The organism is Tahibacter harae (genome assembly GCF_024437735.1).
GTDB classification, from domain to species: Bacteria; Pseudomonadota; Gammaproteobacteria; order Xanthomonadales; family Rhodanobacteraceae; genus Tahibacter; species Tahibacter harae.
In genome coordinates this window covers 14,698-34,490 of sequence record NZ_JANFQO010000028.1, presented here as the reverse complement: position 1 = coordinate 34,490, position 19,793 = coordinate 14,698, and the positions used below count along the sequence as shown (strand labels likewise).

Sequence of the window (19,793 nt, the reverse complement as noted above, 5' to 3'; positions counted from 1 at the left end):
TGCGACTGCGCGCACAACCGGCGAACCGCCACCTGTGACATCCGGCACAGGCGCCCCGCCCCCGCGCTGGCGCCTGATCGGGAACCAGCCTGTTCTGCCCGCGGAGTTCCGATGAAGCGTCTGCTGCTTGCCGCCCTGTGCCTGCTCGCCCTGCCCGCCGCCGCGGCCATCGCGCCCGGCGCCGACCGCCACGAAGGCGACGGGCCGTATACGCAGCTGATCCTGCGCGGCGTCAACGTCATCAACGGCACCGGCAGCCCGGCCTACGGCCCGGCCGACGTGGTGATCGAAGGCAACCGCATCCGCGAGATCCGCATGGTCGGCGCGGATATCCAGTCGATCAAGCCGGAAGACCGGCCCAAGCTCAAGCCCGGCGGCCGCGAGATGGACCTGGCCGGCTACTACGTCATGCCCGGCATCGTCGACATGCACGGCCATATCGGCGGCGACGAGCAGGGCGTCAGCGCCGACTACGTATACAAGTTATGGATGGGCCACGGCATCACCACCATCCGCGACCCGGCCTGCGGCAACGGCATCGACTGGTGCGCCAAGGAAACCCGCCGCAGCGAGGCCAATGCGATCACCGCGCCGCGCATCTTCCCCTACGCCTATTTCGGCATGGGCCGCAGCGCGCCCATGACCACGCCGGAGGAAGCGCGCGAATGGGTGCGCGAGATGAAGAAGAAGGGCGCGGTCGGCATGAAATGCTTCGGCTACCGTCCGGAAGTGTTGCAGGCCGCGTTCGAGGAACTGAAGAAACAGGGCATGCGCAGCGCCTGTCACCACGCGCAACTCGATGTCGCCCGCGTCAACGTGCTGACCACGGCGCGCTGGGGCCTGACCTCGATGGAACACTGGTACGGCCTGCCCGAGGCGCTGTTCGACGGCCAGACCGTGCAGGACTATCCGGCTGACTACAACTACAGCAACGAGGCGCACCGCTTCGGCCAGGCCGGCCGGCTGTGGGCACAGGCTTCCGAGAAAGGCAGCGAAAAATACGAGGCGGTAATCAAGGAGCTGTTGCAGCTGGATTTCACCCTGGACCCGACCTTCACCATCTACCAGGCCAGCCGCGACCTGATGCGCGCCCGCCGCGCCGAATGGCATGACGCCTATACCTGGCCGACGCTGTGGGAATTCTTCACGCCCAACCACGACAACCACGGCAGCTTCTTCTTCGACTGGGGCACCGAGGATGAAGTCGCCTGGCGCGACAACTACCGGCGCTGGATGGCCTTCGTCAACGACTACAAGAACCGCGGCGGCCGCGTCACCGTCGGCAGCGATTCGGGCTACATCTACAAGATCTACGGCTTCGGCACCATCGAGGAACTGGAGCTGCTGCGCGAAGCCGGCTTCCACCCACTGGAAGTCCTGCGCGCGGCCACCTTGAACGGTGCCCAGGCCCTGGGCGCGGACGACCGCATCGGCTCGCTGGAGCCGGGCAAGCTGGCCGACATTGCCGTCATCAAGGAAAACCCGCTGGCCAATCTGAAGGTGCTCTACGGCAGCGGGCATATCCGCCTGGGCGCCGACGGCAAGCCGGCCCGCGTCGGCGGCGTGGACTACACCATCAAGGACGGCATCGTGTTCGATGCGAAGAAGCTGCTGGCCGAGGTGCGCGCCATGGTCGCGGCGGAGAAGAGCAAGCGCGGCATCACCCAGTACAAGCAGCCGGGCGAATAAGACGCCGCAGCGGCATCGGCCGCCGGCTGACGCCGGCGGCGTGATACAGGCCATTGGCGGAAAGGACCGGCATGCAGCCGCCGTTCCTGCGCCGCGGGCGATTAGGCCCTGAGGCAGCTGCTCATGAAGGCCTTGCGCTCGTCGCCCTTGAGCGATTTCTTGCTCGCGTCGGCGTTGCAGGATTTCATCTTCTCCTGCTGCGTGGCCGGCGCGGCGTTCTCGCCCTTGAGGCAGGTGGACATGAAGCTCTTGCGCTCGTCGCCGGACTTGCCGGCCGCCTGCTTGTTGCAGTCGGCCATGCGCTGCTGCTGCGGCGTCAGCGCCTTGGCCGGCTCGGCAGCCTGGCAGGCCCCGGCGAAGACGAACGCCGCGCCCAGCGCGACGGCGATGACGGACGAATGACGGATCGACGACATGGCGGAAGTCCGCAGTACGCCGGCGGATTGCCGGCGTCGCGCAGTCTACGCCCTGGTGCGCGGCCCGCTTCGCGCTATGCGGAAGTTTGCAGAGCATGGAACGGCGGTTCAGCCTGAGCGGCGGGAGCAGCCCTGCGGGCAGCGGCCGCAAGCGCCATACGGCGCAGCCCAGACCGGCGGGCGTAGCGGCTGAAGCGGCTGGACGGCGCTGCGGACCGGACCGCTTCGCAACCGGCCCTGGCACTTGGCGCAGGCGGCGCAGCCACAACCGGCGCAGGCGGCCCTGTCCAAGGTGAGCACAGTCAAGCAACGCGCCCGGGCCGCGGCGAAACAGCATCGCCGCGGGGCGCGCGGTTTCGCATCCGTACCGGCGACTGTCAACTGCCGGGAAAAAGACTTTCCGACCTCGCGCCAATAATCCGGTGAGCCGTTTTCCTGTCGCGCTGCTACGCCGCCGTGCGGAGGGCGGCCGGCCGCGCCACGCCGCGCACTGCATCACCGTTTGCCGACCCCACTGTTCCACATGTTTTCGTTGTGGCATCCGCGGCAGCCGCGCATTTGGCAACTCCTGCTGCATTGCGACGTGAATTGAGACGCGCGCTCCGTAGAGTGACGCGGCCCGCGGCTGCCGCCGCGGGTACGGATCGGGGGGTCCGTTCCATCAACCGGGAGGAAGTTCAACAATGATCCGCAATCACCGTCTCGCCGTGGCCGTGGCCGCGCTGCTGTCGCTGTCGGCTCCGGCCGCGTTCGCCCAGGCCGGCGCGCGCGCCGCCGAGATGAATTCCGAAACCATCGCCGTGGCGGCCGATCCGGCCAGCACCGGCGGCGCGAAGTTTGAAACCCAGGGCGCAGCGCTGGTCGCCGCGCGCCTGACGGCGCCGGACCCGGCCGAACTCGGCCTGCTGGCCGAGCGCCGCCGCGTACAGGACAAGCACGGCCAGCCGCTGGAAGTCGCCTACAGCCGCGACACCGGCGCCGGCAGCCTGGACCTGTCCGCCCTGGCCTGGGAAACCCTGCCCGGCGGCGCCCGCGGCGCCCGCTTCGCGGTCGAGTCCAGCACCGCGGTCGCCCTGCGCGCCGCGCTGGAAATCGACGTGCTGCACAGCCGCGGCGACAAGGGCGACCTGTCGGCCCTGACCCTGCGCTTCCGCGGCAAGGACGGCCAGACCTTCGAGACCGCCGGCAAGGATCTCACCACCGCCGAGGCGAACTGGTCGCCCATCGTGCAGGGCGATGTGCTGGAAGTGGAAATGGTGCTCGCCGCCGGTGCGAATCCGGCCGCCTACAGCCTGCGCGTCCCGCAGCTGTCGCACTTCGACGTGAACCCCGCCGCCAGCGACCAGGCCGTGGGCCGCGCCGTCGGCGACAGCGACTACTGCGAACGCGACATCGTCTGCCGCACCAGCCCTCCGACGAATTTCCGCAGCACCGCCAACGCCGTCGCGCGCATGGTGTTCACCAAGGGCGGCAGTTCCTACCTGTGCACCGGCACCCTGCTCAACAACAGCAACTCGCCGCGCAAGCACCTGTTCTGGACCGCCAACCACTGCATCAGCACGCAGTCGGTCGCCAGCACGCTGCAGACCTACTGGTTCTACGAGGTGACTACCTGCGGCGGCTCCACTGTCAGCTCCGCCGCGCGCACGCTGACCGGCGGCGCCTACCTGCGCCACAACAACAATGCCCGCGACACCGCCTTGCTCGAACTCAAGACCACGCCGCCCGCCGGCGCCGTCTACGCCGGGTGGAACAGCGCGGCGATCAGCGCGACCAATACCGCCATCGAAGGCATACACCATCCCGCCGGCGACGTGAAGAAATACTCGCTGGGCACGGTGACCCTGCTGTCAGGCAATATCGACGGAAAGGGCCCGTTCTACCGCGTGCGCTGGAACACCGGCGTGACCGAAGGCGGCTCCTCGGGCTCGGGCCTGTTCACCGTCAGCAACGGCAGCTACCAGCTGCGCGGCGGCCTGTACGGCGGCCTTTCCTACTGCTCGGCGCCGACGGATCCGGATTACTACTCGCGTTTCGCGGATGTGTATTCGAGTATTTCGGGGTATCTGAGTCCCTGAGTCCCGATCGGGGCAAGGACCCGGGAAACGCAATTGCCGCATAGCCGACGCGGAATTGCTCCCTCTCTCCCGGCTCCGCCGGGGGAGAGGGCCGGGACGAGGGGCAATGCCCAACGCGCCTCGCCTCCTGAATTTTCGCGAAACTTTTCAACAAACACCGGACCGGCGGAAACCTGGGCTTCGAGGTGTGCGGAAGCGTCGCCCCCTCACCCCCCCCTCTCCCCCAAGCAAGCCTGGGCGAGAGGGCTTTCCGGGCGGGCCTGGCAGCGGGGATCCGGAATCGGTGGCTCAACTGTGCATTCCGCCGCTGCTTATTCCCTACCGTACTGAGAAAGCAATAACTGGCGCACAGCCGCGGGCGTTGCAGCAGCGATAATCCGCGCCACACAAAAACACAGCATCACCGGCGTTGCCGCATCGCGCCGGAATTCCTCCGGTGCGCCTTGCGCACCCCGCTACGCCGCTGTCTATCCACCTCCGGACAGCGCACTGGACTACGCAGCCTGGCGGCCCCCGCGCCGGCCGGCGCTTGCGTGCGTGCTTTGTTCCGGAGAATTTTGCGTGCCTATTTTTCGCCTTTCCGTATTCCGCCGTATGCGCTGCCTGCCGCTGTTCGCCACGGCGCCGGCGTTGCTGGCGCCCGCGGCGCTGCAGGCCCACGGCAGCATGACCACGCCGCCCAGCCGCATCTACACCTGTTATCTCAACGGTGCCGAGAACCGACCGATCCGGCCTGCATCGCGCTGAAGAATGTCAGCGGCACAGCGCCGTTCTACGACTGGATGAGCATCAACCAGGCCAATGCCGACGGCAATCACCAGGCCGTGGTACCCGATGGCACGCTGTGCAGCGGCAACAATCCGACGTTTGCCGGACTGGACCTGCCGCGTACCGACTGGCAGGCCACACCGATACAGGCCGGCGCCGACGGCAGCTTCGAGTTCATCTTCCGCGGCACGGCGCCGCATGCGACGCGAGACTGGATCTTCTACATCAGCCGCGCCGAATGGTCGCCGGCACAGCCGCTGCGCTGGGCCGACCTGGAGGAATTCTGCCGCCTGGGCAATGTGCCGCTGCAGGACGGCAACTACCGCCTGCGCTGCCCGCTGCCGGCCGCCAGCGGCAAGCGCGTGATCTACCAGGTATGGCAGCGCGCCGACAGCCCGGAGGCTTTCTACACCTGTATGGATGTTCATTTCGGAAACTCCACCGTCGATGCTATCTTCGACGACGGCTTCCAGGCGCCCTGAGCGGCGCCGCGCCACATCACCACGAGCAAGGCCGGCGGCACGACCGCCAGGCCGCTACAAACGAAGCGTCACCGCAGTCTGCGGCCCCGGCCACAGCTGCCTTACTGCATGCCTTGCATGCGCAAGCCATACCTGTCCATCCACCTGGGAAACGCCGCAACACGTCCGCGTAGAACACAGCTCCCGAAACGCCCCGCCGCCGCGCCGGGCAATTGCAACGGCCGCCGTCGCGGCCGGGAAGCTGGACACAAGGACGCATTCCGGCGCGCCTCCGGGACAGGTCCGCCGCACCGACCGCCGGCACGCTCGCACCGGGCCGGCGGCGCGGTGCATACGACCTTTTCCCTGGGAGGGATCTGCCATGAAATTCCTGTACTCGCTGCCGCCGCTGGCCGCCTGCGCCGCGGCCCTGCTGCTGCCCGCCGCCGTGCACGCCCACGGCACCATGACCACGCCGCCGAGCCGCATCTACACCTGCTTCCTCAGCGGCCCGGAGACCACCACCGACCCGGCCTGTGTCGCGCTCAAGAACGCCAACGGCACTTCGCCGTTCTACGACTGGATGAGCATCAACCAGGCCAATGCCAACAGCAATCACCAGGCTGTGGTGCCCGACGGCAAGCTGTGCAGCGGCAACAATGCCATGTTCAGCGGGCTGGACCTGCCGCGCAGCGACTGGCAGGCGACCTCCATCAGCCCCGCTGCCGACGGCACCTACGAATTCGTATTCCGCGGCAAGGCGCCGCACGCGACCAAGGACTGGATCTTCTACATCAGCCGCGAAGGCTGGTCGCCGACCCAGCCGCTGCGCTGGTCCGACCTGACCGAGTTCTGCCGCCTGGGCAACGTGCCGCTGAACAACGGCAACTACTACCTGCGCTGCCCGCTGCCGCAGGGCAGCGGCCGGCGCGTGATCTACAACGTATGGCAGCGCTCCGACAGCACCGAGGCGTTCTATACCTGCATCGACGTCAACCTTGGCAACGGTACCAACCCCGGCTGGACCGACGAAGGCGTGCTCGCCGCGCAGGCCGCCCTGCCCGCCGGCACCGAAATCCGCCTGCGCCTGTTCAACGCCGCCGGCAACGATGTGGAAACCGTCAGCCATACCGTCGCCGCCAACCAGGGCGGCACCGGCCAGTGGCCGTTCTATTTCGCCCAGACAGTGAACGCGCAGTCGGCCTTCGCCCGCATCGGCGTGCTGGCCAATGGTGCAATCACGCCGCAGCAGAGCGCGACGGCCAACCACGTCTATACCCGCAGCAGCGACAACCTCAGCCATCAGGTCGAATTCCGCACCCCTGACACCAACCTGCCGCCGGTGGTAGTACTCAACGCTTCCGCCAGCAGCGTCAGCGGCGCCGGCAGCGTGAACCTCTCGGCCGCCGGCTCCAGCGATCCCGAGGGCGCGGTGCTGACCTACCAGTGGGCGGTGACCTCGGGCAGCGGCGCGAGCCTGAGCGCCGCCACCGGCGTGCAAACCACGCTGAACCTGACAGCGCCGGCGCAGGCGCAGACGGTGGTCGTGCGCGTCACCGCCAGCGACGGCGTCAACAGCGCGAGCAAGACCGTGTCGATCACGCACCAGCCGGCCGGCGGCGGCGGCTACGACTACGTCTATCCCGCCGGCATAGGCAGCTATGTGCCCGGCCAGACCGTGGTACTGGGCAGCGACGGCAACCGCTACCGCTGCAAGCCCTTCCCCGAAGGCGGCTGGTGCAACGTCAACAGCGCGGCGCACTACGGACCGGGTACCGGCGTGGTGTGGCAGGACGCATGGACACGCCTCTGAACTGAGCCGCCGAAACGCGGGCGGCGCCGCGAAACATCCAGGCCTCGCGGCCGGATTTCCGCGGCGCCGTCCGCCCCGGTCGCGGCCCGCGGCGGACCTGGCGCGCCGCTTCGCGCATACTTGCGCCATGACCGACATCGTTCTTGCCACCCTCAACGCGCGCTACGCGCATGCCTCGCTGGGCCTGCGCTGCCTGCGCGCCAACCTCGGCGAACTGCGCGAACGCAGCGTGATCCGCGAATTCATCATCGGCCAGAAGATCGAGGACATCGCCGAGAAGATCCTGGCCGAATCGCCGCAGGTGCTCGGCCTGGGCGTGTATATCTGGAACATCGAGGAAAGCACGCGCCTGGTCGCGCAGCTCAAGACCCTGCGGCCGGAGCTGGTCATCGTGCTGGGCGGCCCCGAGGTCAGCTACGAAACCGAAGGCCAGCGCATCGCCGCGCTGGCCGACTACGTCATCACCGGCTGGGGCGAAGTCAGCTTTGCCGCGCTGCTGCCGCCGCTGCTGGCCGGCGAGCGGCCGCAGCCGCGCATCATCGCCGGCGTGCAGCCGCCGCTGCCCACGCTGGCCCTGCCCTATGCCGAATACACCGACGAGGACGTGAGCCGGCGTTATCTCTACGTCGAAGCCTCGCGCGGCTGCCCGTTCAAATGCGAGTTCTGCCTGTCGGCGCTGGACAAGACCGCCTGGCCGTTTCCGCTGCAACCCTTCCTGGACGAACTGGAAACGCTCTACGCCCGCGGCGCGCGCCAGTTCAAGTTCGTCGACCGCACCTTCAATCTCAAGGTGGACACCTCGCTGGCAATCCTGGATTTCTTCCTGGCCAAGCTGGAAGCCGCGCCGGACGATCCGGTGTTCGTGCATTTCGAGCTGATCCCCGACCACCTGCCCGAGCGCCTGAAAAGCGCCATCCAGCGTTTCCCGGCCGGCACGCTGCAATTCGAGATCGGCATACAGACCTTCGACCCGGAGGTGCAGACGCGCATCTCGCGGCGCCAGGACAACGCCCGCGCCGCGGCCAACCTGCGCTGGCTGCGCGAGCACTGCCACGCTCATCTGCACGTGGATCTGATCGCCGGCCTGCCCGGCGAAGACGTGGAAACCTTCGCCCGCGGCTTCGACCGCCTGGTGGAACTGGCGCCGCACGAGATCCAGTTCGGCATCCTCAAACGCCTGCGCGGCGCGCCCATCGCGCGGCATACGCAGGAATTCGGCCTGCGCTTCAATCCCGATCCGCCGTACAACATCCTCGCAACCCAGGTCATCGATTTCGCCACCATGCAGCGCCTGTCCCGCTTCGCGCGCTACTGGGACCTGGTCGCCAATTCCGGCCGCTATCCGCGCACCTTGCCGCGCCTGCTGGCGCAGCAGCCCTTCGCCCACTTCCTCGCCTTCAGCGACTGGCTCTACGCCCGCACCGGCCAGACCCACGCCCTGGCACAGGAACGCCTGGTGCAGGCGCTGTACGACTTCCTCACCGCCGAACGCGGGCTGGATGCGGACGAAACCGGCGCCGACCTCGCCGCCGACTACCACGGCGCCGGCGGCCGCAGCCGCCTGCCCTTCGAAGCCGCCGACGCACCGCTGCCCGCGCCGCGCAACCGGCGCGACGCGGGGGCTACGCCAGCGCGGCAGGCGAGGCATTTGCGTACGCCCTAGGTCCATCGCAACGCACAAGGAATGAGTGCATGAACCAAGATTCGATCTGCCGCAATCTGGTCCGATTGACCGAGGCGCCCGACGCGCGCCTGCGCCGCCTGCCGCGGGAGCAGCTCAATCCGGCGGAGCAGCATGTGCTCGCGCTGCTGGAGCTGATCGGCCTGCTGCAGGAGCTCTATCTCGAAGACGACGACCTCCCCGTGGCCGAGCGTGTCGCCGGCCTGTCGCAGGATCAATGCGCGCGCTTCGATGCTGCGCTGCTCGCGCTGGAACTGCCGCGCGAACGCCGGCGCCTGCGCACCGTGTGGCGCGCCTTGTTGCAGGGCCTTGAAGGCGCGCCCCTGGAGACGCGGGTACTCACGGTTGCGGAACGGTGCGAGCGGCATATCCGGGCGCTGTCGCGCCTGGCTTTCGGCGATGGCGCCGGGGGAGAACGGCTACAGGCACAGCTGGTCGCCTATCTCGATGCCCATCAGGCCCAGGTGCCTGACTGGCCACGTCCCGGCGCCAAGCAAGCCGCGCAATCGCACGCAACAGCACCGGCATCGACACGCACCTTCCTGCGCGAGGGCAGCGGCGACAAGTACCTTTTCGTTTTTCGCCAGAATGATGCCGAAGCCTTGCTGGATGACTGGCTGCGAGAACATCCCGCCGCCTTCTACACCGGCGGTTCGCGTCGGCCTGCCACGACGCTCCGCGAGGCGCGCGGCAACAGCAGGTGGTTCCACGGCATGCCGGAAGGCGCTGTGCTCGGCCAGCTCAAGCCGGGCCGCACGGCGCGCATGCCCAGCCGGCGTGATCTCTACGGTCCCCCAGTGGATGCAGTGCTGGCCGCACTGGCCGAGGATTTCGCCTGGGCCGTGTTTTCCTGGCCCAACACCATGCAGGAATCACCGCTGGCCTGGCTGGGCAGCGATGCCGTGCTGGCCGATGCCTGGGACCGCAACCTGCGCCGCCATGCACGCACGCTTGCGCTGATCAGCCGCTACCGGCAGCTGGATTCGCTGCCGCAGCTGGCCGGCGGCGTGCAATTCGGCGAGTCCCACGGCTACGGCGAAGCAGCCCTGGTCGCGGCGGAAGGCGAGCCTTGGCTGCCCTGGCTGGTGGTGAATATTTCCAGCTGCACAACGCAGGTCTGGCGCCGCTGGACACACCGCCTGCAGTCCTGTGCTGTACTGCCGAACAACTGTGGCAACGCCCTGCGCGTCGCCTACCGCACTACCGATCGCGATGCCTATCTCGCGCTGTGGAATGATCTGGACTACGACCGCGGCATCGTCGAAGCCACCGTCTGCGGCCGCGACGATCCCCTGCGCATACTGCAGTCCTTCAATGCCGCGCGCCACGGCAGCGCCTTCCACACCGCCAATTTCCTGTCCGAACGCCATGGCTGGGCCTACTCGCATGTACACGGTGGCGGGCTGGGCGAACATCACGCTATGTTCCATGCCCAGGACACGGCAATCACCCGGCGCGTCACGGCGTTCGCGGCGGCGCAGTCGAGGTGGTATTTGTCAGGCTGGTGGTGAATCCGGGAAGCGGACAGAGGGGTGCACAACCGCGGCTTGGCCGCCTAACCGCCGGATTCAGACACCAGGTGAGACATGGAGCTCGATGCGGTTTACCTGCAGCTGGCCACGCTGACCGAAGCGCCAGACTCGCCGCTGCGGCGACTGCCGCGCAGCCAGTGGACGGCTGCGCAACGGCATGCTGTCGATCTCTGCGAGCTGATGGCGGTTATCGATGCGGCCGTTCAATGCGGCAACCCGCTCGAACGCACTGCCCGGCTGGCACAGCTGCAGGCGGAGGATGTGGCGCGCATGGACGCAGCCTTGCTGGCGATCGGCGCAACCACGCAGCGCCGGGCGCTGGCTCGCTGCTACCACTTTCTGACCAGAGGATTGCAAATGCTGGATGCCGCGGCCCGGCACCAGCAGATCGACGAGCGCCTGCATGCTTCGCCGGCGCTTCTGTACCGGCTCGCGGGCCCGATCGACACAGACGAACTGCTGCATCTGCTGCAGGGCTATCTGCGGCGGTGCTCCGCCCTGCCTCCGCTGATGCTGCCGCACCCGCCGCCGGTTGCCGCTGTACGTGCCGACGCAACGATCATCACCGCAAACCAGGGCTTGCGCGCGATCTATCTGCTGCGCGACACCCCCGCCAGCCGGCAGTTGCTGGATCGCTGGATGCAGCGGCGTGGTGGTGCTGTGTATTTCAGCCAAGGCATGCATCGGCACGTACCCGGCTATTTCGAGCTATGCCATCTCGTCCACGAGCGTCACCGATTCCACGGGCCGTTCAGGGACGGTATCGCTGGCGAGCTGCGCCTCAACGCAACTGCGCACGCGGTGCCTTTTCCACCGCTTAGCCAGCAGGCAGCGCTGGAATGGCAGGCGCTGGCGCAGCGCTTCCGCTGGGCCATGGGCCAAGCCTCCATTGGCACACAGACGGTCCTGGTCTGGACCAGCGACGAAGCAGAAATTGTCGCTGAATTCGAGCCCGGTCTGAAAGCCGTCGCCACCCGTTGCCTGGTCAGCGCATTCCGCCGCCTCGGTCATCCTCCGTATCCGGTGCACGGCCTGTGTTTCCAGGAAGACCAGCCCTACGGCACCGCTGCACTCGTCGCGGCCGACTGCGACGGCACAGCGCCATGGCTGCTCGCACAGCTCAATATCGGTACCGGACATTGGTGGCGCAAGGCCAGCGCGCGGATTCCCGCGGTTGCCTGCTGCCGCATGCCTTACTACAACCGTGACAGCCTGCTTGTCATCTACCGCGGCAGCGATCGCGAGGCATTCCTGGAGCTGTGGGGCCATCTCAGCAGCGACGACAATGTCACGGTAGCCGCGGCCAGCGGCAAGCTGGATCCGGAAATGCTGCTGCAACGCATGACGGAAACATCGAGAAGCGCCGAATCCGACGCAATGCGCCATCTGGCAGGTACGGACGGCTGGATCTACGAGCACGTCTGGGGCGGCGGCAGCGGCGAACACTACGCCATTTTCTACAGCGCGGACACACATATCAGCCGGCAAGTGGAGCAGGTCGCCCGCGACAGTGTGCCCGACTGCTGGATCACGTATTGGTAGCTGCAGCAGCCGGGTTAAGGCCGATCACGGAATCGACTGCGGCGACAGGTGCCGGACGCCGGACTCCGAACATTACCCGCGACAACACGCGGATGCCGTCCGCCCACTACAAAGACTTGCCTCCACCGCCCGGCTCCACGCCAGTAGCGGCATAATCAGGCCTCGAGCCGCAATCCGGAGCCAGGCCATCATCGACGCCATCACGCCAGACCCCGACTCCGCCACCGCCCAGCTCGGCGCCGTCGAACGCCAGCAGGCCATCGTCGAATGGGTGAATACCCGCGGCAGGGCGTCGGTGCGCGATCTGGCGCGGCATTTCGGCGTGTCGGAGGTGACGATACGGCTGGATCTCACCTTTCTCGACGAGAAGGGCCTGCTGGTGCGTTCGCGCGGCGCGGCGCTGGTGAAGAACCGCATTGCGCGGGAGCTGACCTTGCGCGAGAAGCACGGCGAGCATGCGGCACTCAAGCGCAAGCTGGGCGAGGCAACCGCGAAGCTGATCGGCAACGGCGAGCGCATTATCGTGGATTCGGGGACGACGACCGAGGAGGTGGCCATCGCGCTGCACGATCACCAGGACCTGGTGGTGATGACCAACGGGCTGAATATCGCCAACCGCCTGGCCACGGCCGAGCAGGTCGAGGTGATGGTGGCCGGCGGGCTGCTGCGCAAGAAATCGCTGTCATTCTATGGCGCAACGGCCGAGGCCAGCCTGCGCCATCTGCATTTCGACAAAGTGATACTGGGCGTGGACGGCTTCGATCTGAAGCTGGGCCTGACCACGCATTTCGAGGCCGAGGCCTCGCTCAATCGGCTGATGTGCCGCGCTTCCGAGCAGATCGTCGTGGTTACTGATTCCAGCAAGTTCCGCCGCCGCGGCTTCCACGCCATCTGCGACATCAAGGATATCGACGTGCTGGTCACCGACCGCGGCATTCCGGCCGATTATGCCGAGCGCATCGCCCAGCTGGGGACGCGGGTTATCCTCGTGGACTGAAGCGCAGCGCGACGCGCCGATGCACAACGGCCGCAGCGGCGCTGCGCTTCAACCGCCTCTCAGTAGCGATCGTCCAACGCAAAGATCGGCTTGCGCTTCTCCCATTCGCCGTCAGTGAAATCCGGGAAATCCACGGTGCGATTGCCGTTGGCGACGGACTGTTCCGACAGCGGCGTGATCGCGCTCCAGGTGACCGCGTCGTAGATGTCGATGGGCATGGGCTCGGCGCGGCGCAGCGCTTCGATAAAGGCGTTGATGACGAAGAAATCCATGCCGCCATGGCCGGAGTCGCGCGCGTCGGCGGCGAAGCGCCGCCATAGCGGGTGATCGTATTTTTCCAGCCAGGGCGCGGCGGCGTCCCATTCGTGCGGTTTCCTGGACTGGCCTTCGATATAGATGCCGTCGTTGAGATCCATCCACAGCCCGCGCGTGCCCTGTACGCGGAAGCCCAGCGAATACGGCCGCGGCAGCGAGGTGTCGTGGCTGAGCAGGATGGTTTCGCCGTTGGCGCAGGCGATATGCGTCTGCACCACGTCGCCGAGCTTGAACGCGACCTTGCTGTTGGGATGTTCCGGCGCATTGCGCTGCAGATAGTCGTGCAGGCCGCGCGGCTTGCTCGCGTAGCTGGTCAGGTGCAGGAAGCGGTTGCCGCGGTTGATATTGGCCTGCATGGCGCAGGGGCCTATGCCGTGGCTGGGATACAGGTCGCCGTTGCGCTGCACCGAATGGTTCGTGCGCCAGCGCGCTTCCGACCAGCCTTTCTCGCCGAACTCGTAGCCGCCGCCGTAGGCCTTGCCCGGCACGCCGGAATTGAATTTCACCTCGCGCAGATCGTGCTGGTAGCCGCCTTCCAGGTGCACGATCTCGCCGAACAGGCCCTGGCGCGCCATGTTCAGCACCGCCAGCACGTCGCGGCGGTAGCAGACGTTTTCCAGCAGCATGTAGGGCGTGCCGCTTTCGCGCTGGGCGCGCAGCACCTGCCAGTGCTCTTCCAGCGTGGTGCCGGCGACCACTTCGCAGCCAACGGCAATCCGGGCGCGCAGTGCCGCTGTCGCCTGTTCCGCATGCCCTTCCCAGGGTGTGACGATGAATACCGCGTCCAGGCCCGCCTTGGCGTACATCTCGCGCCAGGCGGCGGCGCTGCCGCTGTAGACCTTGGGCTTGGGTTTGCCGGCCTTGGCGATGCGCGCGAGTGCCTTGTCGATCATGAACGGGTCGATGTCGCAGATCGCCGCGACCACCACATCGTCGCGGCGCAGCAGTTCGTGCAGATGCACCTGGCCGCGCATGCCTACGCCCAGCACACCGACCTTGAGCTTGTCGCCGGACTTGCGCGGCCGCGCCAGCGCGCCCAGCGGCGTGGCCGCAACCAGGCCAGCGGCGGAGGACAGGAGGAAATCGCGTCGGTTCATGGCGGGGCTCTCCGGCGCCAGCGCTACTGGCGCGCGTTGCAGGGGATGGAAGAGGACAGCGCATGCAATTGCACGCGCGGCAGCAGATCGGCGACGGCGGCGGCGCTGATATGGCCGCTGTCGTCGGACACGGCATTGGCCGCGCCGCAGGCCACGCCCAGCCGCAGCGCCTCGCCAGGCGCAGCGCCGCGCGCCAGTGCATGGACCAGGCCGGCGAGCAGGCAATCGCCGGAACCGACCGGATTGCGCGCCGCCAGCGAGGGCGGCTGCGCATGCACGATCTGGCTGTCGTCCGCGGCCAGCGCGCCCTGTGCGCCGAGCGATACCACCGGCAGCGCCACGCCGTCGCGGCGCAGCGCGCGCAACAGGTCGGCGGCGGCGTCGATACCGGCGATGGCGCGGCCATGCAGCGCGGCGGCTTCGTCGCGATTGGGCTTGATCAGAAAAGGTTGTGCCGCGGCGGCGGCGCGCAGCACCTCGCCGCTGGCATCGACGGCGCAGCGCACGCCGCGCTGCTGCGTCGCGCGCACCAGCCCGGCGTAGAGATCGGGCGCGCAGCCCGGCGGCAGGCTGCCGCTGAGCACGGCGAATTCCGCGTCGGCGGCCAGAGCGAGAAAGGTTTCGCCCAAGGCATCAACGATTGCAGGCGGCAGCACGGGGCCGGACTCCAGCACCTCGGTCACGCGGCCGTCGGGTTCGCGCAGCGCGAGGCAGCTGCGTATCGCCGCGACTTCGATCCCGTGGAAGACCACGCCGTGCGCGCGCAGCACGGTTTCAAATGCGTCGCGCTGCGCGGCGTCGATCAGCCCGACCAGATGCACTTCGCTGCCCAGCACACCCAGTGCCTGCGCCACATGCAGGCCCTTGCCGCCGGGTGCGGCGGCCACGGCGCGGGCACGGTGCACCTGGCCGGCGGCCAGGGTGTCTATGTCGATGCGCTTGTCCAGGGCCGAGTTGAAGCCGCCGACGACAATCATTCGCTCAGTCCTGTGCCAGCAGCGCTTCGGCTTCGGCCACGCTGGCCTGGCTGGCGGTGCCGCCGCGGCCGCGCGTGCACAGCGCGCCGCAGGCCGCGCCCCAGCGCAGGCAGTCGCGCAGCGGCAGGCGGCGCAGCCAGGCGTGCAGGAAGCCGGCGTCGAAGGAGTCGCCGCAGCCGGTGCTGTCGATTGCATCGACGGCATAGGCCGGCAGTTGCAGCAGTTCGCCGTGGTGCAGCGTCGCGCTGCCCTGGGCGCCCAGGGTCGCCACCGTGCGCAGCCGGCCGTCGTCCAGCGCGCGCAGGCCGGCGGCGACGGTGGCTTCGCCGGTTATCGCGGCCAGTTCCATTTCGTTGGGAAAGAACAGGTCGGCGCCGCGCAGCAGGGCGCGCAGGTCGGCGTCCCAGCGTTCCTGCGGATCGAAGCCGGGATCCAGCGACACGCTCAGTCCCGCCGCGCGCGCCCGCGCGAACAGCCGCGGCAGGCCCGGGCGCAGCGCCGGCTGCAGGAAATACGAGGCGACGTGCAGATGGTCGCAGCCGGCGAATGCCGCCTCGTCCACCGCGTCTTCGCCCAGGGCCGCGGCCGCGCCGGGATAGGTCAGCAGCGCGCGGTCCTGCTGCGAAGTGATTGAAACAGTGAGCCCGGTTTTCAACGCTGCGCTGCGCCGCACGCGCGACACGTCGATGCCGGCATCGGCCATCGTGCGCAGGCAGAACTCGCCCCAGGCATCGTCGCCGACCAGGCCGACGAAACGCACCGCATTGCCCAGCCGCGCCAGGCCCATGGCGCAGATGGCCGAGGAACTGCCCAGGGTCAGCAGCACGTCGTCGGCCAGCACTTCGCGGCCCGGCTGCGGAAACTGGCTGTAGCCGGAGCAGATCAGGTCGACATTGATCTCGCCGACGACCAGTACCGTGCTCACGCCGGGCTCCGGCCGCCCGCGCCTATGCTGGGCACTACGCGCGTGAGCACGCCCTGCGAGGGCGCGTCGGGGCGGTGTCCCGTCTGCAGGCAGCGGAAGAAGGCGAGCAACTGGCCGGCCACGGCGCCGAGCAGCGCGGCGGCATCGTCCCCCAGGGCGCAAAGGCCGGGCAGATCGATGCAGAGATCGTCCGCACCCACGCTGTCCGGCGGCAGGTTTTCCCCCAGCAACAGGCGGCGCACGGCCAGCCCCTTGTGGCGAAGTTCGCGCAGCAGATGCAGTTCGTAGTCGCGCACCGCGGCGTCGCCGGAGACGAAGGCGACCAGGGCGGTGCCGCGCCGCAGCGCCGACATGGGACCGTGGCGCAGGCCGAGGAAGGTTTCCGCCAGGGTGCGCACTTCGCCGCCGGTCATTTCCAGCATTTTCAGCGCGGATTCGCGCGCCGCGCCGTAGTGCGCGCCGCTGCCGAGGTAGCAGACATCGTCGAAATCCGCGGCGGCGAACGCGGCGATGGCATCGGCGTACTGCGCGAACAGCCGGCGGCACAGTTGCGCGGCCTGCTGCGCCACGGTGCGGTAAGCCGCGGTGTCATCGGCGAAGGCCAGCGAACGGCCAGCCAGCACCAGGTTGGTGAAGCTGCTGGTCATGACCAGGCTGCGGTCGTTGGTGCGCGCATCCAGCACCGCGGCCAGGGCGCCGTCGCGCTCGCGGTAGCGCCGGGCCAGGCCGCCCTGGGCATTGCAGGTGATGGCGAGGTGGCGGCATTCGGGCCGGCCCTGGAAGACGGCTTCGGCCACGGCCAGGCTTTCCGGGCTGTCGCCGGAGCGGGCGAACGAAACCAGCAGGGCGCCGGCCGGCAGCGCGCCGCGCCAGTGGGTCAGCAAGGTGCCGGCCGGCACGGCCAGCACGGGCTTGCCCAGGCGCGCCTGCAGGCCGTTGGCCAGCACTTCGCCGACGTAGTGGGAACTGCCCGAGCCGGTCAGCACCAGGCAGGCGGCGGCATCCAGGGCCTCGCGCCAGGCCGGTTCGGTCAGCAGTGCGCTCAATTGCTGCGCCGTCGCCGTCCAGGTTTCCGGCTGCTGCAGGATTTCACGCAAGGTGTCGGCGTAGCCGCGCGCCGTCTGCTGCGCCGGCGCGGCGGCGAGCAGATCGGCCAGGGCGCCGCCGGAATGAAGCGAGGGATTGACAGCCATGTGTCGCCGTGCCAGAAATTGAAGCAATTCGAAACCGAAAATGGACGTTATAGAAATGAATCGAAAGAATCAACACAGTCCAGACCCGGCCAATCTCCCCGCCCATCCCGGCAAGCGCGCCCGTCTCTGGCGCCTGCTCTACGGTCACGGCCCGGGCAACGGCAGCCTGATGGTGCTGCCGCTGGACCAGGGCCTGGAACACGGCCCCACCGATTTCTTCCCGCATCCGCCGGCGCTGGATCCGCAATACCAGTTTGAACTCGCCCTGGCCGGCCGCTACTCCGCCATCGCCCTGGGCATAGGCCTGGCCGAGAAATACTTCGCGCCCTACGCCGGCCGGCTGCCGCTGATCCTCAAGCTCAACGGCAAGACCAATATCCCCGACGATGCCGAAGCCACCTCGCCCGCGCTGGCCTCGGTCGAGGACGCCGTGCGCCTGGGCGCCGATGCGGTGGGCTATACCATCTATGTCGGCTCGCCGCGCCAGGACGAGGAACTGCGCAACTTCCGCCAGGTGCGCCAGGACTGCGAGCGCTACGGCATGCCGCTGGTGCTGTGGTCGTATCCGCGCGGCCGCGCGGTGGACGCCAAGGGCGGCAAGAATTCGCTCTACGCCCAGGACTACGCCGCCCGCGTCGCGCTGGAACTGGGCGCCGACATCGTCAAGCTGCACGAGCCCGAAGCCGATGCAGGCGGCTCGCCCGCGCCGTATGCCGGCCTGGGCGAGGACGCCGCGGCGCGCACCGGCCGCGTGGTGCGCTCGGCCGGGCTGACCCGCGTGCTGTTCTCCGGCGGCACCAAGAACGACGACGACGACGCCGTGCTCGGCAAGATTGCGTTCTACATGCAGAGCGGCGCGACCGGCGTCATGTTCGGCCGCAATATGTGGCTGCGCGAGTTCGACCGCGCCGTCGCGCTCAGCCGCGCCGCGCATGAGATCCTGGCGAAATACCCGCGCTGAGGCGGCGGCCGGAATCATCGCCATGTGTACTTGCGACTACCTGCTGCGCAGCACCTGCGCAGAGCATGCCGGCGCGGCGGTTGTGCATGCGGCGGCGACACCGGACGCAGGCGCTGCACCGGCACGGGCTGCGGCGGCCACAGCGGCAAGCCTGCCGCTGGCGCAGTTCCGCCCGCGCAGCATGCTGCATACGGCGCGCACCGAAATCCGCGGACCGCGCTATCCGGTGATCGACCTTCATACGCACCTGTCCTGGTCGGCCCAGGTGCGCAGCGGCGTGGCCACCGGCGAGTCGCGCCGGTTCTTCGCCGCGCCGCAGGACCTGCTGCCGGTGATGGATGCGATGCAGGTGCGCCTGATGGTCAACCTCACCGGCGGCAGCGGGCACGGTCTGGCCGATACGCTGCAGCGCTTCGACCGGGCCGCGCCCGGGCGCTTCCTCAGCCTGGCCGAGCCGAGCTACGGCGAATGGCTGCGCGCGGACTATCCGCGCTACCAGGCCGATGCGATAGGCCAGGCCAAGGCCGCCGGCGCGGTGGGGCTGAAGATCCTCAAGACCCTGGGCCTGTACCTGCGCGAAGGCATAGACGCCGGCGCCCTGGTGCGGGTCGACGACCCGCGTTTCGATCCCATGTGGGAAGCCTGCGCCGCGCACGACCTGCCGGTGTTCATCCACACCTCGGATCCGGAAGCCTTCTTCGAGCCGGTGGACGGCGAAAACGAGCGCTACGACGAACTCGGCGCGCACCCGGACTGGTCCTTCCATGGCCGCGATTTTCCGTCCAACGCGGAACTGCTGGCCGCACGCGACCGCGTCATCGCGCGCCACCCGAAGACGCGCTTCGTGCTGCTGCACGTGAGCAATGCGGAAAAACTCGATGCCGTCGCGGCCACGCTGCAGCGCTTTCCGAATACGTGCGTGGACATCGCCGCGCGCATCGGCGAGCTGGGCCGCCAGCCGCGCGCCGCGCGGCGTTTCTTCGACCGCCACCAGGACCGCATCTGCTTCGGCACGGATGCGATCCCGCCGCCGGCGGGCGAGGAAACGCCGCAGCAGGTGTTCTGCCGCGCCCTGTACGAGATCTATTACCGCTTCCTGGAAACCGAGGACGAATACTTCGACTACGCGCCGGCACCCGTGCCGCCGCAGGGCCGCTGGCGCATCTACGGCCTGGGCCTGCCCGACGCCGTCCTGCGCAAGGTCTACCACGACAACGCCGCGCGCGTGCTGGGGCTGGCGCCGCTGCCAACCTGAAACGCCGCGGCCGATTTCTGCCCGGCGCGCTGCCGCCGGCGCACCGTTTCCCGCCCTCGCTGCAACGGGGGCGGCACCGCCGGGCTCCGCCCC

The 19,793-nt window shown here is 68.4% G+C and carries 16 protein-coding genes; 11 read left to right on the top strand and 5 right to left on the bottom strand.

All coding sequences use genetic code 11. The annotated features are described in order from the left end of the window. Nucleotides 1–111: 111 nt before the first annotated feature. Nucleotides 112–1,689, top strand: coding sequence for an amidohydrolase family protein (locus NM961_RS21645; RefSeq protein ID WP_255916513.1), 1,578 nt, complete (start codon nt 112–114; stop codon nt 1,687–1,689). 101 nt (nt 1,690–1,790) lie between these two features. Here NM961_RS21645 and NM961_RS21640 read toward each other — a convergent pair whose 3' ends face one another. Beyond that, a complete protein-coding gene (locus NM961_RS21640; protein ID WP_439334236.1) occupies nt 1,791–2,066 on the bottom strand; it encodes a PsiF family protein in 276 nt (91 codons plus the stop codon). A gap of 722 nt (nt 2,067–2,788) precedes the next feature. Between NM961_RS21640 and NM961_RS21635 the strand changes: the two genes are divergently transcribed. From NM961_RS21635 to agaR, 8 genes are all read left to right on the top strand, one after another. Beyond that, nucleotides 2,789–4,183: a trypsin-like serine peptidase gene (locus NM961_RS21635; protein WP_255916511.1), complete on the top strand. Its 1,395-nt coding sequence runs from the start codon at nt 2,789–2,791 to the stop codon at nt 4,181–4,183. 561 nt (nt 4,184–4,744) lie between these two features. Continuing rightward, nucleotides 4,745–4,930 carry a lytic polysaccharide monooxygenase gene (locus NM961_RS24230; RefSeq protein ID WP_255916547.1) on the top strand — a complete coding sequence of 62 codons (186 nt, stop codon included), beginning with the start codon at nt 4,745–4,747 and terminating at the stop codon, nt 4,928–4,930. Next, a complete protein-coding gene (locus NM961_RS21625) occupies nt 4,879–5,433 on the top strand; it encodes a lytic polysaccharide monooxygenase auxiliary activity family 9 protein (protein WP_255916546.1) in 555 nt (184 codons plus the stop codon). Before NM961_RS24230 ends, NM961_RS21625 begins: the two co-directional genes overlap by 52 nt. 361 nt (nt 5,434–5,794) lie before the next feature. Next, nucleotides 5,795–7,225, top strand: a complete 1,431-nt coding sequence (locus NM961_RS21620; RefSeq protein ID WP_255916510.1) for a lytic polysaccharide monooxygenase auxiliary activity family 9 protein — start codon at nt 5,795–5,797, stop codon at nt 7,223–7,225. 127 nt (nt 7,226–7,352) lie between these two features. Further along, nucleotides 7,353–8,888 carry a B12-binding domain-containing radical SAM protein gene (locus tag NM961_RS21615; protein WP_255916509.1) on the top strand — a complete coding sequence of 512 codons (1,536 nt, stop codon included), beginning with the start codon at nt 7,353–7,355 and terminating at the stop codon, nt 8,886–8,888. Nucleotides 8,889–8,917: 29 nt separating this feature from the next. Beyond that, nucleotides 8,918–10,417, top strand: a complete 1,500-nt coding sequence (locus NM961_RS21610) for a hypothetical protein (protein WP_255916508.1) — start codon at nt 8,918–8,920, stop codon at nt 10,415–10,417. A 75-nt stretch (nt 10,418–10,492) separates the two neighbouring features. Further along, nucleotides 10,493–11,980: a hypothetical protein gene (locus NM961_RS21605; RefSeq protein ID WP_255916507.1), complete on the top strand. Its 1,488-nt coding sequence runs from the start codon at nt 10,493–10,495 to the stop codon at nt 11,978–11,980. Further along, entirely contained in the window at nt 11,949–12,977 is a 1,029-nt protein-coding gene (gene agaR / locus NM961_RS21600; protein WP_255916506.1) for a transcriptional repressor AgaR, read from the top strand. Before NM961_RS21605 ends, agaR begins: the two co-directional genes overlap by 32 nt. Nucleotides 12,978–13,036: 59 nt before the next feature. Here agaR and NM961_RS21595 read toward each other — a convergent pair whose 3' ends face one another. Genes NM961_RS21595 through NM961_RS21580 form a run of 4 tightly spaced genes read right to left on the bottom strand, consistent with a single transcriptional unit; the run spans nt 13,037 to nt 17,484 of the window. Next, nucleotides 13,037–14,389, bottom strand: a complete 1,353-nt coding sequence (locus NM961_RS21595) for a Gfo/Idh/MocA family protein (RefSeq protein WP_255916505.1) — start codon at nt 14,387–14,389, stop codon at nt 13,037–13,039. A gap of 23 nt (nt 14,390–14,412) precedes the next feature. Next, on the bottom strand, nt 14,413–15,366 hold the full coding sequence (locus NM961_RS21590; protein WP_255916504.1) for a 1-phosphofructokinase family hexose kinase: 954 nt from the start codon (nt 15,364–15,366) through the stop codon (nt 14,413–14,415). 4 nt (nt 15,367–15,370) lie between these two features. Continuing rightward, entirely contained in the window at nt 15,371–16,291 is a 921-nt protein-coding gene (locus NM961_RS21585) for a carbohydrate kinase family protein (protein ID WP_255916503.1), read from the bottom strand. Then, nucleotides 16,288–17,484: an SIS domain-containing protein gene (locus NM961_RS21580; protein ID WP_255916502.1), complete on the bottom strand. Its 1,197-nt coding sequence runs from the start codon at nt 17,482–17,484 to the stop codon at nt 16,288–16,290. The genes NM961_RS21585 and NM961_RS21580 overlap by 4 nt, the downstream gene beginning before the upstream one ends. A gap of 55 nt (nt 17,485–17,539) precedes the next feature. Here NM961_RS21580 and NM961_RS21575 point away from each other — a divergent pair, with 55 nt between their 5' ends. After that, nucleotides 17,540–18,445, top strand: coding sequence for a class I fructose-bisphosphate aldolase (locus tag NM961_RS21575; RefSeq protein WP_255916501.1), 906 nt, complete (start codon nt 17,540–17,542; stop codon nt 18,443–18,445). Nucleotides 18,446–18,467: 22 nt separating this feature from the next. Next, nucleotides 18,468–19,700, top strand: a complete 1,233-nt coding sequence (locus tag NM961_RS21570; RefSeq protein ID WP_255916500.1) for an amidohydrolase family protein — start codon at nt 18,468–18,470, stop codon at nt 19,698–19,700. Nucleotides 19,701–19,793: the final 93 nt, after the last annotated feature.